The sequence below is a fragment of the Polynucleobacter arcticus genome, assembly GCF_013307205.1.
GTDB classification, from domain to species: domain Bacteria; phylum Pseudomonadota; class Gammaproteobacteria; order Burkholderiales; family Burkholderiaceae; genus Polynucleobacter; species Polynucleobacter arcticus.
In genome coordinates, this window is record NZ_CP028940.1 from 370,620 (window position 1) to 387,272 (window position 16,653).

Annotated in this window: 14 protein-coding genes; 7 read left to right on the plus strand and 7 right to left on the minus strand. The window is 48.5% G+C overall.

Going from position 1 to position 16,653, the window contains the following annotated elements; all coding sequences use genetic code 11:
* Positions 1-102: 102 nt before the first annotated feature.
* Positions 103-1,875, minus strand: coding sequence for a pseudouridine synthase (locus DN92_RS02055; RefSeq protein WP_173959685.1), 1,773 nt, complete (start codon positions 1,873-1,875; stop codon positions 103-105).
* A 6-nt stretch (positions 1,876-1,881) separates the two neighbouring features.
* Complete coding sequence (gene scpB / locus DN92_RS02060) at positions 1,882-2,628, minus strand: SMC-Scp complex subunit ScpB (protein WP_173959686.1); 747 nt, start codon at positions 2,626-2,628, stop codon at positions 1,882-1,884.
* Positions 2,629-2,828: 200 nt separating this feature from the next.
* On the opposite strand from scpB, the gene DN92_RS02065 reads away from it, so the two are divergent.
* Complete coding sequence (locus DN92_RS02065; protein WP_173959687.1) at positions 2,829-3,743, plus strand: patatin-like phospholipase family protein; 915 nt, start codon at positions 2,829-2,831, stop codon at positions 3,741-3,743.
* 50 nt (positions 3,744-3,793) lie between these two features.
* Here DN92_RS02065 and DN92_RS02070 read toward each other — a convergent pair whose 3' ends face one another.
* From DN92_RS02070 to DN92_RS02090, 5 genes are all read right to left on the minus strand, one after another.
* Positions 3,794-4,477: a C40 family peptidase gene (locus DN92_RS02070; RefSeq protein ID WP_173959688.1), complete on the minus strand. Its 684-nt coding sequence runs from the start codon at positions 4,475-4,477 to the stop codon at positions 3,794-3,796.
* A gap of 138 nt (positions 4,478-4,615) precedes the next feature.
* A complete protein-coding gene (locus tag DN92_RS02075; RefSeq protein WP_173959689.1) occupies positions 4,616-6,292 on the minus strand; it encodes an ABC transporter ATP-binding protein in 1,677 nt (558 codons plus the stop codon).
* Positions 6,289-7,314, minus strand: coding sequence for an ABC transporter permease (locus DN92_RS02080; RefSeq protein WP_173959690.1), 1,026 nt, complete (start codon positions 7,312-7,314; stop codon positions 6,289-6,291). Before DN92_RS02080 ends, DN92_RS02075 begins: the two co-directional genes overlap by 4 nt.
* Positions 7,311-8,375, minus strand: coding sequence for a microcin C ABC transporter permease YejB (locus DN92_RS02085; RefSeq protein WP_173961229.1), 1,065 nt, complete (start codon positions 8,373-8,375; stop codon positions 7,311-7,313). Before DN92_RS02085 ends, DN92_RS02080 begins: the two co-directional genes overlap by 4 nt.
* An 11-nt stretch (positions 8,376-8,386) precedes the next feature.
* Positions 8,387-10,258: an extracellular solute-binding protein gene (locus DN92_RS02090; protein WP_173959691.1), complete on the minus strand. Its 1,872-nt coding sequence runs from the start codon at positions 10,256-10,258 to the stop codon at positions 8,387-8,389.
* Between the two features lie 50 nt (positions 10,259-10,308).
* Here DN92_RS02090 and fabI point away from each other — a divergent pair, with 50 nt between their 5' ends.
* From fabI to DN92_RS02120, 6 genes are read left to right on the plus strand one after another with little or no spacing between them, the layout of a single operon-like run.
* Positions 10,309-11,094 (plus strand): enoyl-ACP reductase FabI, encoded by a 786-nt coding sequence (fabI, locus tag DN92_RS02095; RefSeq protein ID WP_173959692.1) that lies wholly within the window; start codon positions 10,309-10,311, stop codon positions 11,092-11,094.
* Positions 11,091-12,419: a chromate efflux transporter gene (chrA, locus tag DN92_RS02100; RefSeq protein ID WP_173959693.1), complete on the plus strand. Its 1,329-nt coding sequence runs from the start codon at positions 11,091-11,093 to the stop codon at positions 12,417-12,419. Before fabI ends, chrA begins: the two co-directional genes overlap by 4 nt.
* A 31-nt stretch (positions 12,420-12,450) precedes the next feature.
* Positions 12,451-13,335, plus strand: coding sequence for an HTD2 family dehydratase (locus tag DN92_RS02105; RefSeq protein ID WP_173959694.1), 885 nt, complete (start codon positions 12,451-12,453; stop codon positions 13,333-13,335).
* Between the two features lie 19 nt (positions 13,336-13,354).
* Positions 13,355-14,725, plus strand: a complete 1,371-nt coding sequence (locus DN92_RS02110) for an MmgE/PrpD family protein (RefSeq protein ID WP_173959695.1) — start codon at positions 13,355-13,357, stop codon at positions 14,723-14,725.
* A 30-nt stretch (positions 14,726-14,755) separates the two neighbouring features.
* Positions 14,756-15,601: an HpcH/HpaI aldolase/citrate lyase family protein gene (locus DN92_RS02115; protein WP_173959696.1), complete on the plus strand. Its 846-nt coding sequence runs from the start codon at positions 14,756-14,758 to the stop codon at positions 15,599-15,601.
* 57 nt (positions 15,602-15,658) lie between these two features.
* Positions 15,659-16,651 carry a Bug family tripartite tricarboxylate transporter substrate binding protein gene (locus DN92_RS02120; RefSeq protein ID WP_173959697.1) on the plus strand — a complete coding sequence of 331 codons (993 nt, stop codon included), beginning with the start codon at positions 15,659-15,661 and terminating at the stop codon, positions 16,649-16,651.
* The last annotated feature ends 2 nt before the right edge of the window (positions 16,652-16,653 follow it).

The following is a 16,653-nucleotide window of genomic DNA, read 5'->3' on the forward strand; positions in this document are numbered from 1 at the left end:
GCCGACTTACGTTGATCGCAACATCAGTCGGTAACTACCCAAAACAGCAGAAACTGCTATAAGACCAAAATTATAGCCGATTTGGAGGAAAACCGATCAAAATCAGAAGCTTTCGCCCGGATCTCGAGGCTTTCTAGGTCCCTTATTAAAGGGTTTGCGCCCTTTTGGTGCGCCCCGTTTAGGGCCATTTCCAGGGTTTTGAGGGCTAGCACTCACAAAAGCGGACTGGCCATGGTGCACTTTCTTGCCTTTGTTGCGATTCTGGCCCTGAGCCCCGCCCTGGCCACCACCTTGACCGCCCTGCCCAGCTCCTTGACCTGGTCGGCCGGCATTAGTGCGACCTCGGAAGGGACCGCGTCCTTCGCCTGAGCCACCGCGACCGCCAGCAGGCTTATCGCCCCGGCTTTGATGGGTTAGCCCATTGTGACCACTGGCTAAGGTCAATGCATCACGCGAACCCCAATAAGACACTGAGGTTTGCATTGGATCTGGTTGAAAGTCTTCGCTAGCAGGAGAGCGGCGATCGCGGCTCTGTGCATTCGGATTGCGACCCTTGTCTTGCGGCTGAGGCATTTTTAAGCCTACAAACTTCATCAGGTTATAGATACCGCCAGCCTCAATCTCCTCCCACTTTCCTCGTCTTAAGCGTGGAGGAAGTAAGAAAATGCCGTAACGCGTACGAATCAAGCGAGAAACGACATGCCCGACTGCTTCAAACATGCGGCGCACCTCACGGTTGCGGCCTTCAGTCAAGGCAACGTGATACCAACGGTTTGCACCTTCCCCGCCACCCATGGAAAGACGTAAGAATTTAGCTTGGCCGTCATCGAGCGTGATGCCACTCTTTAATAGTGCTGTGTTTTCTTGACTCAGATCACCCAAAATACGGACAGCGTATTCACGCTCGACTCCGTAACGAGGATGCATTAAACGATTAGCCAATTCACCTGAAGTGGTGAATAACAAAAGACCTTCAGTATTAAAGTCCAGGCGCCCTACTGCAATCCAACGGCCTTGACGCGGCTTTGGCAAGCGATCAAATACGGTTGGACGACCTTCTGGGTCGGACTGACTAACGATTTCACCTGAAGGCTTGTGATACATGATGACGCGTGGTGGCTTAGTCTGGATCTTGCGATGCACCGGTTTGCCATTGATGCGTACTTGATCGGTTGGACCAATGCGCTGACCAATATGTGCTGGCAAGCCATTTACCGAAACACGACCCTGGATAATCAAATCCTCCATATCGCGTCGTGAACCCATACCAACATCTGCCAATACCTTGTGCAGCTTCACAGTATCTTCATCGTCAGCATCATCGTCTAGACCATCGAGGTCAGACCACACTTCATCACGCAAACTGAGTGGCAAATCATCAATGTTTGCGAATTGCAAACTGCTCATCTCATCTTCACTAGGAACATCCGCATCCTCATCGTGACGCACACGTTGCGCACGACGTTCAGCACCAGTCTGATGAGAAATTTCATTCTCATTTAAGCCATCCGGATTTTTTGTTTCAAGCGCTTCGGGCGCATCTAATGCGGCATCAAACTCCCCGGAAACTACTGATGCAAATAGAGCTTCACTCTCTGCTGGATTGGGGGCGATTTTGACAGCGTGATTATTTCCACCTTCACGCGGAGCGTGAGATTCACCCCCCTCACGACGAGGCCGATCCTTATTGAAGGGTCGCTTCTTATTTGAGGGGTGTTTACCGGCACCTGAACCTTGACGGCGTGGACGACGTGGCCCACCCTCGCGTCCTTCAGTCTTCGCACCATCTACAGCGGAAGGCGTGGACTCACTATGAGATGAATTATCCGATGTCGGTTTAATCGGGGATGAATCGTTTTCGTTGGGGCTTGTCATTAATAATTATTTTGGTTCGTCTGATTTTGCTTCAGACTCTGGGGTAACTTCTTCTGTTGTTTCTTCTGTTGTTTCTTCTATTGTTTCTTCTGTTGCTTCTTCAGCAATCACTTCAGCGATGTCCACGCTTTCTGCTTGAATAATAGGCTGACCGCTCTCATCTAACTCAATCACTATCTCAACCGTAGCACTTGCATCAAATTCCATTACTGCTTGACCTAACTGCTCAGCAGCAGCCATCGGCGCAGCATCTTCTAGCATCGGCAAGCTTTGTAAATTAGTGAGGCTCAAATCATCTAAAAACTGTTTTGTTGTTGCATATAAGCCTGGTCGACCAATAGTCTCTTTGTGACCAATCACCTCAACCCAACCGCGATCTTCCAATTGCTTCATTACGTTGCTGCTGACTGCAACACCACGAATCTCTTCGATTTCGCCACGCGTGACAGGTTGACGGTAGGCAATAATTGCCAAGGTCTCCATCACCGCACGAGAATACTTGGGTGGCTTTTCTGGAGTCAGACGATCAAGATATTCGCGCATCGCTAAGCGACTCTGAAAACGCCAGCCAGTAGCAATGTGCACTAACTCCATACCGCTATCGTCCCAAGCCTTTTGCAACTCTAAAAGGATGTCATCAATCTCACCAGCGGCCATGTCTTCGACAAATAAGCGCGTGAGATCAGCAACGGTGAGTGGTTCTTGCGCGCACAAGAGGGCTGTTTCAATTACGCGTTTATTGTGATCATCCATAAAATTCGGGCTATCAGGTCTGGGCCTGATGAGGCTATAAAAATGTAGTTCAGTAATGGGTTGGTGGTTTTCTGGTGGCGCTCTTTAGCTAAACGGGCAATACATCTCCGAAAATCCTACTGAAAGAGCTGCCCGCACTGTAACGAAATCATTTTCGCTCACCTTCCGCCATTATAGGGGAGGCTCAATACAATAGCTATATGCACGAAATTACAGCCCTAATCCCACCTTTATCCTTTGAGACTGATTCAAGACGCCGTTTTTTAGGCTTAGGGCTGGGTTTAGGTGCCCTGATTGGAGGCTCAAGCCTGACTGGGTGCAGCTTAATGAGCAGTCGAAAACCGATTGTCGGCCTAGTTCTCGGGGCGGGAGCAGCTCGCGGGTTTGCCCATATTGGCGTGATTAAGGCGCTTGAGGCTCAAGGTATCAGGCCCGACATCGTGGTGGGTAGCAGTGCGGGGAGCATCATTGCTGCATTACTGGCCTCTGGCGCCACCGGTAATGAGCTCAACCGACTTGCCCTCAATTTGGATGAAGCCACTATTGCCGATTGGGGCTTGCCCTTTGCTGGGAGATTTGGTGGACTCATTAAAGGGGATGCCCTTCAAAATATGGTGAACCGCGAAGTCCAAAATAAGTCTATCGAGCAAATGCGCATTCCCTTAGGTATTGTGGCTACCGACTTACAGTCTGGCAAAGGCGTTCTATTTAGATCTGGTAATACGGGCCTAGCAGTGCGTGCCTCTTGTAGTGTCCCCGGCATTTTCCAGCCGGCCATTATTAGCGGTAAAGAGTATGTGGATGGCGGCCTAGTCGCACCCGTCCCAGTAAGTTACGCTAAACAAATGGGTGCAACTCTCGTGATTGCAGTCAACATTTCTTCGGAGCCTGTTCATCAAGACGCCAGCGGTACTTTCGGCGTGATGCAGCAGACCATCTCCATCATGCAGCGGAGCATCAATCAATATGAACTCAAAAGTGCTGACGTTGTGATCACACCTCTACTGAAGCAAATGAGTAGCGGTGATTTCAGATCCAGAAATGCTGCAATCTTGGCTGGCGAGGTGGCCGCGCAAGAGCAGATGGGTTTGATTAAGGAAAAACTTAGAGGCTAAGGCTGGCGCTAGAGCTGGGGTTGGGGTTGGGACCATAGCTGGCCCAGAACTTAAAGGTTGCGTGATTTACGCTTGAGCTTATTCACTTCGTTCAACAACTCTTTACGCTCCGAGTCCCCTAGGTTGTCGCTACCGTCTAAACGGCGTGCACCATCAAAACGCTTGTCCCAATAGAGACTACCCAGATCATCTACACGTACGCTGGTACCTTTTGAGGGAGAGTGAATAAATTTGTTGTCGCCAACGTAAATGCCGACATGGGAAAAAGTGAGGCGCATGGTGTTGAAGAACACTAGATCACCAGGCTGTAATTCATCGCGAGTAATTGGCTTGCCTACACGACTCATTTGAGTCGACTTACGCGGCAATAAAAATCCTAACTTATCTTTAAAAACGTAGCCAACAAAACTGCTGCCGTCTAAACCCGATTGTGGCAACTCAGCATCCCAGCGATAACGCACACCAATCACTTCCATGGCTCGATTAATCAACTCGTCTGATTTGACTGTAACGGAATCAGCCAAGCGATCAGATACTCGGGCAAAGTAAGACTTGCCCACCTGAAACATGGTTTCTTTAGGAGCGTCTTTGGCAATCTCAAGGGAGGACTCTTTTGCGGCATCAGCCGCAGAATCAGCCGCAATTGCCGGATGAGTGGCGAGCAAGATTACTAGCAACAACGCCATGGGCATCTGCTTGACTAGCACTGGCAGTCGGTCTTTTTGAAAGGACATTCGATCATTCTATCAAAGAAGCCCCATTTAACCAAATAAGAGATATTTTTCTAAGCTATTGTTTTCAATAGAAAATTTATCATTATTGGCCATGAATACACCAATTTAGGGCCTTGCAGGATCCTTTTTTGCCAGACCCTAAGTCAGTTCAGCGGCTGTAAAAAGTGCTTTGGTATAACTCTGACGAGGATGCTGAATCATAGTCTCGGTATCCCCAAACTCAACCACTCGACCCTCTTTAAGAACCATGATCTCGTGTGACATTGCCCGAATCACCGCCAAATCGTGACTAATCATGAGGTAGGCCAAGTTGTATTTTTTCTGAAGCTCGGTCAGCAAGGCAAGTACTTGTTTTTGAATCGAGACGTCTAATGCCGAAGTCGGTTCATCCAAGACCAAAATCTGCGGTTTCAGAATGAGAGCGCGAGCAATGGCAATTCGTTGCCGCTGACCGCCAGAAAATTCATGGGGATAACGCAGGAGCGCCGAGCGATCCATTCCAACCTCTCGCAAAATATCTAAAACGCGAGATTCTCGCTCTGTTGCCGACAACTTGGGAAAATGGACATCTAGGCCTTCTGCAACAATTTGCATCACATTCATCCGCGGAGAAAGCGAGCCGAATGGATCCTGAAAAATGACCTGCAAGCCCGAACGCATCGCTCGGCGCTCTACTGGCTTCAGCTGTTGCCAATCAGAGCCGAGCACATCTACCTCGCCAGTAATTTGCGCAGCAGAATCACCTAGCAAACCTAAGACCGCCATACCTAAAGTGGTTTTGCCGGATCCAGATTCACCAATGACGCCAATCGTCTGACCTTGTTTCAGCTCAAAACCAACTTTACGAAGCACCTGATGTCTTGGTGATTTTTTAAACCAGCCTACTGAATCCGTCCCCGGATAGGAGACCGATAAATTTTCAGTCTTCAATAGGACCGGCGCCAATGGCATGACTGGCGCTAGAGCACGGACCGGCTCGCTATTCACTAGGGCTTTTGTATACGGATCTATTGGATGCTTGAACACTTGTGTAGTGAGGCCCACTTCGATGAGCTTGCCTTGGTTGAGCACAGCAACCCGATGAGCAAAATACTTCACCAAATTGAGATCATGCGTGATGAGCAAAATGGCCATGCCACCCTCATCTTTGGATTCTTCTTGCAACTCTTTGAGCAAATCCAAGATCTGCAGGCGCAAGCTCACATCTAAAGCTGTAGTCGGTTCATCGGCAATCAAGAGTCTTGGCTTGCAAGCCAAGGCCATTGCAATCATGGCGCGCTGACGTTGACCGCCCGACAATTGATGCGGATATGAGTGGAAGCGTTTGTCTGGCTCAGGGATCCCTGTCTTTTTTAGCAAATCAATTGCCGCAGACATGCAGTCTGCTTTGGAGATCAGGGGTTGATATACCTGTACCGCCTCAACAATTTGATTGCCTATAGTGAATAAAGGATTGAGCGCCGTCATTGGCTCTTGAAACACCATGGCAATCTCACGACCACGAATCTTTCGAATATCCCGCAACGGTAGTGATAGCAAATCGACAGGACTCGCGCTAGCTTGCTTGCTACCACTCCATAGAATTCGGCCCGAAGTTTTAGCGCCCTCTGGCTCAAGTCTTAACGGAGCAAGGGCAGTCAGCGTCTTACCAGAACCAGATTCCCCGACTAGGGCAAGACGTTCACCTGCGTGAATCTCTAAATCCAAATGGTTCACAGCAAACTTCTCACGTCGCCCCAAGCCAAATGAAATCGAGAAGTCTTCATACCTCAGCAATGGACTGGCTAATTGATTAGGGTTATTCGATGGGCTCATGAGCGACCTCCACTCGCATTGCCTGACTTACGAGAATCAAATGCATCACGCAAGGCTTCGCCCATAAAGGTCAGTAATAACAATGTAGCAACGAGCACTACAAAAGTAGATAGTGAAATCCACCATGCATCTAAATTACTCTTACCTTGAGAAAGCAGCTCACCAAGGCTTGGAGTTCCAGGAGGAACGCCAAGACCTAAAAAATCCAAACTCGTGAGCGACAAAATCGCAGCACTCATTCTGAAAGGGAGGAAAGTAATCACTGGCGTCAAACTATTGGGCAGAATATGACGGCGCATGATTTGCAAGTTAGTCAATCCCAATGCCCTAGCAGCGCGCACATACTCCAGAGCGCGATTGCGGAAAAACTCTGCCCGTACATAGTCAGATAAGCCCATCCACCCGAAAGCAGCGAGCAAAATGATTAATAGCCAAATACTGGGATTAAAGATGGACGCAAAAATAATGAGCAAGTAGAGCTCTGGCATCGCCGACCAAATCTCAATTAAGCGCTGGGAGATCAGATCGAACTTCCCACCAAAGAAACCCATTAAAGAGCCGGTGATGATGCCCACACTCACACCCACAATGGTTAAGGCCAAGCCAAACAATATTGATAAACGAAAACCATAGATTAAGCGCGACAACACATCGCGCCCGCGATCATCGGTCCCCAACCAATTATCAAGCGATGGTGGTGCAGGGTTAGGTACCTTTGAAAAGTAATTGAGCGTTTCATAGCTGTATGGAATCGGTGGATAGATGGCCCAATTGCCATTGCTAGTAATGTTGTGGCGAATATCGGGATCTAAAAAATCGGTTGGCGTCGCAAAGTCGCCACCAAAGACCCGTTCTGGTTGAGACTTAATAATCGGGAAATAAAACTTGCCTTCATAACGCACGATCAAGGGCTTGTCATTGGCAATCAGTTCGGCGCATAGGGAAAGGCCAAAAAGGATCATAAAGATCCAAAGGCTGGCATAACCCACACGGCTATTTTTAAAGCGGTGCCACCGACTCATGATCCACCTCCCGCACCAAACTGAATACGGGGATCAATATAGACGTAGCACAGGTCAGAAATGAGCTTGGTGAATAAGCCAATCAAGGTAAAGAGATAGAGCGTACCAAACACTACCGGATAGTCGCGGCGCATCACGGATTCATATGAGAGTAAGCCTAGTCCATCCAAAGAGAACAGTGTTTCTATCAAGAGTGAGCCAGTAAAGAAGGCGCCAATAAATGCTGCCGGGAAACCCGTCACCAAAGGCAGTAATGCGTTTCGGAATACGTGCTTCCAAAGAACCTGTTTCTCAGTCAGCCCTTTTGCTCTTGCTGTCAAAACATATTGCTTACGAATCTCTTCCAAGAATGAGTTCTTCGTCAACATCGTAATCACAGCAAAGCTTCCTAAAACTGAAGCAGTAATCGGCAGGACTAAATGCCATAGGTAGTCCATCACCTTACCCATCATGCTCAGATCAGCCCAATTATCTGAGGTAAGTCCACGCAGTGGAAAGATTTGCAAGAAACTGCCGCCACCAAAGATGACGAGCAAGAGCACACCCAGTACAAATCCTGGAATCGCATAGCCGATCAAAATCATCGTGCTGGTAATGGCATCAAAGCGCGAGCCATCTCGGACTGCTTTAGCAATCCCTAAGGGTATCGATACTAAGTAGGTAATGAAGAAGGTCCACAGGCCAATACTGATCGAGACTGGTAGTTTAGAAACGACTAGCTGCCAAACACTTTGGTGCTGGTAGTAACTCTGACCTAAGTCAAATTGTGCAAAGCGCTTGAGCATCATGAAGTAACGCTCTATTGGTGGCTTATCAAAACCATATAAAACTTTGACTTCAGCTAGGCGCTCAGCATCAACACCCTGGCGCCCTCGATAGTTACTGCCACCACCGGAAGACTCAGCGCCACTAACTGCAGCATCACCTTTACCTTTTAATTCCAACATCAACTGCTCAACTGGTCCACCTGGTACAAATTGCACTACGGCAAACGTGAGCGTCAGAACACCTAGCAAGGTAGGGATCATCAAGAGCACGCGCTTGAGGATATAAGACCACATTTGCCCTTGCATTAGCGCGCTCCTTCTTTCCACCAATTGAGCAGAATCCATGATTCAGCGGTGTAATACAAAGGAGGCTCTGGATAGCGCATCTCCTTACGATACGCGATTCGGTGGGTCGGGTTGTACCACTGCGGAATCACGTAATAGCTATTCCACAAAACCCGATCTAAAGCTCTAGTGGCAGCGCGAAGCTCTTCGCGGGTTTGGGCTTTCACAATCGCATCGACCAAAGCGTCGACTACCGGGGATTGAACCCCAATCACATTATCAGAACCCTTTTCTTTGGCAGCTTGACTACCAAAGCGATCCCAAAGCTCATTACCGGGGCTTTGTGAGTCTGGGAAACGAATGGTGGTCATATCAAAATCGTATTCATCCATACGCTTCTGATGTAGAGCGAAATCACTCGTCCGAATATCCACCTGAATGCCCAGCTTCTCCAAGTTGCGGACATAAGATGAAATCACTCTCAAGAAAAATGGGCCATCTTCCACCATCTCAAAGCGGAAGGGCTCTCCCTGCATATTGCGTAAGGCGCCATCACGATATTGCCAACCAGCCTGAGTCAATAAGTCGCGTGCTTTACGCAGATTCTGGCGCAGACTATCCGGTGACGCAGTGGACGGTGCGGCAGGCATCGGACCGAAGACCGCATCCGGTACCCACTGAGGATATTGTGCCTTTAGTGGTTTTAGTAATTTCAATTCTGCTTCAGTAGGTTTGCGAGGACCATCAAAGTTGGCACTTAAGTCGCTGTTCGTGAAATAACTATTGATACGACTGTATTGCTCAAAGAATAACTGGCGGTTTAACCATTCAAAGTCGAGCGCATAACCCAAGGCTTGTCGAACACGGGGATCTTGAAAAATTGGCCTACGGACATTCATCGCAAAACCTTGCATGCCTGCACCGTTATGATTTAAGAATGCTTTCTTCTCTAGGGTGCCATCATTAAATCTCGGACCCACATAACTCTTCGCCCAATTCTTTGCACGGTACTCCACCAGAGCATCAAACTCCCCTGCCTTAAAAGCCTCTAGACGAACAGCATCATCACTATAAAGTTTGTAGTTCACGCGATCAAAGTTATAAAAACCCACGCGGACATTGAGCGTCTTGCCACCTTGGTCAGCCCAGTAGTTTGGATTGCGCTTAAAGATCATGGTCTTACCTGCCTTGTAAGACTCAATCACATAGGGGCCACTCGCAATAGGTAACTCAAAGGTCAACTTATCAAACGGGGTGATCGTGCCATCAGGTTTCTTACCCCAGTTACGTGAGAATACGGGTAAGGTACCCACCATCACCGGCAATTCTGGATTGCGATTCTTGAAATCAAATCGGATCACACGATCAGAGACGATGACCGCCTGTTTCACATCAGCATAGACAGTCTTATATTGGGGATTTGCCAGAGAGCTCATTAAGGTATCAAAGCTATGCTTAACATCGCTCGCCAAGATAGGGCTACCGTCAGAAAACTTCGCCTCAGGACGAATCCGAAACACTACCGACATTTTGTCTGTTGCCACTGCAATGTCTTCAGCAATCAAACCATAGGCACTAGAGACTTCATCAGCACTACCTACTGCCAAAGACTCAAACATCAACTGAGCTACGCCAGGGGCAGCCACACCGCGCAAGGTGAAGGGATTGAACTTGTCAAAGCTGGTACGGCGATCCGGATTAGGTAGAACCAATGTCCCGCCCCTAGGCGCTTGAGGATTGACATAGTCAAAATGACTAAATCCATCAGCATATTTGGGCTTCCCGTACTGAGCAATCCCTTGGGCAGCATGGGCCACATTGACTGCCAGCCCAACCAGAATGGCTAGGAGCAGGAAAGTGGTGATTTGGCGGATGGCGGGGAACATGGGCATATATGCAACAATTGTAGATAGCAAATCACATTTGAAGCAAAGGACACAATATGGGCTTTCTCGCTGGCAAAAAAATTCTCATCACCGGCCTACTTTCTAACCGCTCAATTGCCTATGGTATCGCCAAGGCATGTCACCGCGAAGGGGCTGAATTGGCCTTTACCTACGTCGGCGAGCGCTTTAAGGACCGAATTGTTGATTTCGCTAAAGAATTTAAGACCGAATTGATTTTTGACTGCGATGTTGGCAGCGATGAACAAATTTCTGCCTTATTTAAAGATCTCGCTAAGTCATGGCCTCAATTTGACGGTTTCGTACATGCCATTGGCTTTGCTCCACGTGAAGCCATTGCTGGCGACTTTTTAGAGGGTCTCTCACGCGAAGGCTTCAAGATTGCCCATGACATCTCTGCTTACAGTTTTCCGGCGATGGCAAAAGAGGCTTTGCCGATGTTGCGCGACAAGTCGTCTTTGCTGACGCTGACTTACCTCGGAAGCTTGCGCAACGTACCCAACTACAACACGATGGGTCTTGCTAAAGCCTCATTAGAGGCTTCAGTACGTTATATCGCTGGCTCTGTTGGACCTAAAGGCATTCGCGCGAACGGCATTTCTGCCGGCCCTATCAAAACTCTCGCAGCCGCTGGCATCAAAGGCTTCAGTAAGATTTTGGATGCTGTTGAGCAAACTGCCCCCATGCGCCGTAACGTCACGATTGATGATGTTGGCAATACTGCAGCCTTCTTGTTGTCAGATTTAGCCAACGGCATTACCGCTGAAATCATTTATGTAGACAACGGCTTTAGCCAAGTCGTTGGTGGAATGGAAGAAGTGTGAATATCCCCCTCAGCGAGGCTTTGAAGTTTTGGGCCAAGCTGGGCTTTATTAGTTTTGGTGGACCTGCAGGACAAATTGCTGTCCTTCATCAAGAGCTAGTTGAGAAGCGTCGCTGGATTTCTGAGCGGCGCTTTTTACATGCCCTCAACTATTGCATGCTCCTTCCTGGGCCAGAAGCCCAGCAGCTCGTGACCTATATTGGCTGGCTCATGCATCGCACTTGGGGTGGCGTCATTGCAGGCGTCCTCTTCGCGCTTCCCTCACTCTTTATTTTGATTGGCCTATCTTGGGTCTATTTGACCTTTGGTCAAGTACCGTGGATTGCAGCCATCTTCTTTGGCATCAAACCCGCAGTGACCGCGATCATCTTGTATGCTGCTGTCCGAATTGGTAAACGCACAATTCACAATCGGGCATTGCGCGCGATTGCGCTGATTTCATTTTTGGCAATCTTCGTCCTTAACCTGGCTTTTCCCATCATCGTCTTGTGCGCTGCCTTGGTCGGTATTTGGGGTGGCAAACGTTATCCAGACTATTTCCAGCAAACCTCGTTACATGCCGGGGATGGCGAAAAGCATTACGGTACCGCGGTGATTGATGATCACACGCCTACTCCAAATCACGCTCAGTTTTCCTCAAGAAAACTCATTTTGCAGAGCACAGTCTTTGTTGCGCTCTGGTCGATTCCGTTTATTGCACTTGCTCTGATCTTTGGCTGGAAAACGCTCTACCCCCAAATTGCTTGGTTTTTTACTAAGGCCGCCTTCCTCACTTTTGGTGGCGCCTATGCTGTACTGCCTTACGTATACCAAGGTGCTGTAGATCAATTTCAGTGGCTTAGTGCTGGTCAAATGATGGATGGCCTAGCGCTTGGTGAAACTACTCCTGGACCACTCATCATGGTGGTGGCCTTTGTTGGCTATCTAGCAGGGCATATTCAACATCTCATTGGCAATACCAATCCATTTTGGTTTGGCGTATTGGGTGCTATTGTTGCCACTTGGTTTACCTTTCTCCCCTCCTTCTTTTTAGTCTTGGTCGGTGGCCCACTCATTGAATCCACCCATGGCAAGCTGAGCTTTACGGCACCGCTCACCGCAATCTCTGCAGCCGTGGTGGGTGTGATTGCCAACCTGGGCCTATTCTTTGCCTATCACGTCTTTTTTCCGCATGGAATAGGAGGATCAATTTCTTGGATCTCCATCGCGATCACTCTATTTGCTGGGCTAGCTCTGTTCCAATTTCAAAAAGGGGTCATCAGTGTTTTGACTGGTTCCGCGCTTGCTGGTCTGCTCAGTTATTTACTGACTACTTTATTACTCTAGTAAAGCGGTAACGAGGGCTGAAATTGGCATAATGGAACTTATGCGAATCGAACCTCAAACTATCACCCATCTCCAAGAGTGGCTCGGCAAAACTGAGACTCTTCACGACACCGTTACAGCCGCACCTGTAAAAGCCTTATCGGCAACACTAGACCGCTCTGATCCAGCGCCAAGTAAAGGGACATTTCTGCCAGAGTTATGGCACTGGCTCTATTTTTTACCCTGCGACCTTCAATCTGAAATTGGTTCCGACGGTCACCCGAAACGTGGTGGATTTTTACCACCAGTACCATTACCACGACGCATGTGGGCTGGTAGTCGCGTCCAGTGGTTGGCCCCATTATCAGTAGGCGATGAAATCCAACGTGTTTCTAAAATTGAGTCCGTCACTCATAAAGCAGGTCGCACTGGCGACCTCATCTTTGTTTTAGTGAAACATGAGATCACTAATCAACATGGCTTAGCTTTAATTGAAGAGCACGATATTGTGTATCGAGATGCTCCCGGGCCTGACGATAAGCCGGTTGCGCCAACGCCAGCACCTACAAATGCAAAATGGACCAAGGCGATTACGCCTGATGATGTTTTGTTATTTCGTTACTCGGCACTCACCTTCAATGGTCATCGCATTCATTACGATCGCAAATACGTTACTGAGGTTGAAGGCTATCCCGGCTTAATTGTTCATGGTCCTTTGATTGCCACCTTATTAGTAGACCTTGTTCGCCAAAGTATTCCAGGGTGCACCCTCAAGCGTTTTGAGTTCCGTGCTATTCGTCCGACTTTTGATATCAATCCGTTTAAAGTGAGCGCTCAACCTGATCTAGAAAAAGATCCCTCCGGAAAAACAATTTCGATTTGGGCAGAGGATCACGAAGGATGGCTCACGATGCAAGCAACTGCTGTATTAGCGTAACCAAATAAATCACTCACTCATGACTACTCCCCATTTATCTAAAACCTTAGCTACATTTGCCTCTCAATTAAAGATTGGCGACATTCCCGATGACGTGATTGCACGTACTGAAGATTTATTGGTAGATTGGCTTGGTTCGGCTATTGCCGGCAAAGGTGCGCGCCCAGTAGAAATCATGACGCAATTTGCAGAAAGCATGGGGGGCTTTAGTGTTACCAATCCAGGTACCGCAGAAATCCTCATTCATCGTACTAGTACGAGCCCATTCTTGGCTGCCCTAGCCAATGCAGCCGCCTCTCACGTAGCTGAGCAAGACGACGTTCACAATGGCTCTGTTTTTCATCCTGCGACTGTGGTGTTCCCTGCGGCCCTAGCAACTGCGCAGACGATTGGCGCTTCGGGTGAAGACCTCTTGGTGGCAGCTGTGGCCGGCTACGAAGTCGGTATTCGGGTCGGAGAATTTTTAGGCCGCTCACACTATAAAGTTTTTCACACCACCGGTACTGCTGGCACATTGGCAGCGGCAGCTGCTGTAGGCCACCTACTCAAACTCAACCCCACTCAAATGTTGCATGCATTTGGTTCAGCGGGTACGCAATCTGCTGGCTTGTGGGAATTCCTTCGGGATGCTGCAGACTCCAAGCAGTTACATACTGCCCATGCCGCCGCTACCGGACTCATGTCAGCCTACTTGGCTCAATCGGGATTTACTGGTGCGGAGCACATCCTCGAGGGCAAGCAAGGTTTAGCTGCTGGTATGTCGAGCGATGCTGATCCTAGCAAGCTAATAGATGGACTAGGTAGTCGCTGGACTCTTGCCGAGACGAGCTTTAAGTATCACGCCTCGTGCCGCCATACTCATCCTGCTGCAGACGCACTCTTGCAAGTGATGATGGCCCATGATCTCAAGCCGAGCGATATTGCCAAGGTAGAAACCTTAGTACACCAAGGTGCGATTGATGTTCTTGGCCCTGTGACTGATCCAGTAACAGTGCATCAATCCAAGTTTTCTATGGGTACCGTACTAGCGCTGGTCGCCCACTATCAATTTGCAGGCCTACAAGAATTTGATCAGCACTTTCATGATCAAGAGATCTGCGCATTCCGTGATCGCGTTACCATGACATTGGATCCCGAAGTAGACGGCGCTTATCCGCAACGCTGGATTGGTAAAGTCCAAGTCTATTTACAGAATGGTGACGTACTTACAGGTCGCGTTGATGAGCCTAAGGGTGATCCTGGAAATACCTTAAGTCGCGCCGAAATTACCGATAAAGCCATGCGCCTTGCTGCATTTAGTGGTGGCGCTACTCCGACTGAAATGGCTGTGGCGATTGAGCGCTTGTGGAATATCCGAAAGCAGCCCAAGATAGGCCTCTTGATCTCGTAATCTCCTAGATTCTTACTCTTAACTTCTAATATGAACCCACTGGACACACCAATCGGCTTTAGTAGCTCTTTCTTATTTGTACCTGGTACGCGCCCGGAGCGTTTTATTAAGGCCCTAGAGAGTGGCGCCGATGGTGTCATCATCGATCTAGAGGATGCGGTTGCCGAGGGAGATAAAGAATCTGCTCGTGCTGCTATCCGGACTGCTTGGCCTACATTTACCGCGGAACAGAAAAAACGCTTAATTATTCGCTCCAACTCCCCTGGTACTCAGTTTTATGCAGCCGACTTGATCCTGGCACAAGAATTAGATGCCACTTGCCTACTCATCCCCAAAAGCGAGTCACTCGATCAAATCAATGGTGCCGCGCAGATACTTCCAAATACTGCAATCATTCCAATGATTGAGACTGCCATCGGGCTTGATCGTCTTAATGAAATTGCCAACTCGGAACAGGTATTACGCCTTGCTTTGGGTAATATTGATTTACAAGCCGATCTGGGAATGGTGTGCGACCCCCAAGAAAGTGAACTGCGCACCGCCCGTTTTCAGATCGTATTGGCCTCACGCCTGGCCCAAATTGCCCCTCCAATAGATGGGGTTACTCCTTCAACTGACGATATTGAGCGCATTATCGATGATGCTGAGCGCGCCAAAAGAATGGGTTTCGGGGGCAAGCTTTGCATCCATCCAAAACAGGTTCCCTTAGTCAAGAATGCCTTTATGCCTACAGATGAAGAGCTCGCATGGGCACGCCAAGTCATTGAAGCCGATAAATCCTCCAAGGGTGGCGCAGTGAAATTAGACGGTCGCATGATTGACCGCCCCGTGGTTCTGTTGGCCCAAAGAACACTAGCGCTTGCTGGTAAACCCTAAAGCCGTTCATATTTAAAAGTGGCAAAATAAGGAAGCATCACAATTATGGAGACATTGATGAAATTTAAGAAAACACTATTCGCTGGCATCACTGCTATTGCAGGGGTCAGCGCTTTACTCACTAGCAACATGGCATCAGCCCAAAAAGATTGGCCAACCAAGAATATTCAATTGATTGTTCCATTTGCAGCTGGTGGTCCAACTGACACGATTGCACGCTTAATTGCAGTGCCAATGGGTCAATCATTAGGTCAAACGGTTGTAGTTGAGAACGTTCCTGGTGCTGGCGGAACAATCGCCTCTACCAAAGTAGCGCGCGCTGCTCCAGATGGCTACACCATTTACATCCACCACATGGGTATGGCAACAGCACAAGCTTTGTATGACAAACTCCCGTATGACCCAATGACAAGCTTTGAGTACATCGGTCAAGTGGCTGACGTGCCAATGGTATTGCTGGGTAAAAAAGATTTGCCTGCTAACAACTTTAAAGAACTCGAAGCCTACATTAAAGCTAACGGCTCTAAAGTAACAATGGCTAATGCCGGCCCTGGTGCGGTTTCTCAGTTGTGCGGTTTATTGTTTCAAAGTCGTCTAGGTGTCAGATTGACCAACATCCCTTATAAAGGAACTGGCCCTGCATTGACCGACCTCTTGGGTGGTCAGGTTGATCTCTTGTGCGACCAAACTACACAAACTATCCCGTACATCAAGGATGGCCGTGTAAAAGCATTTGGTACAACCACTATGAAACGTTTACCAGCGATTCCTAACGTTCCGACTTTGAACGAACAAGGCCTCAAAGGTTTTGAAGTCAAAGTGTGGCACGGTGTGTACGCTCCAAAAGGTACTCCACAGCCAGTTCTCAACAAGATCAATGCAGCCCTCAAGACAGCATTGAATACTCCTGATGTGAAGAAGCGTTTGGAAGATGCCAATATTGATATCGTGCCAGCAGAGAAGATTTCTGCAAAAGGCCTTCAAGATCACCTTGATAAAGAAATCAACGTTTGGGGTCCAATCATTCGTAAAGCCAACATTCCAGATTAATT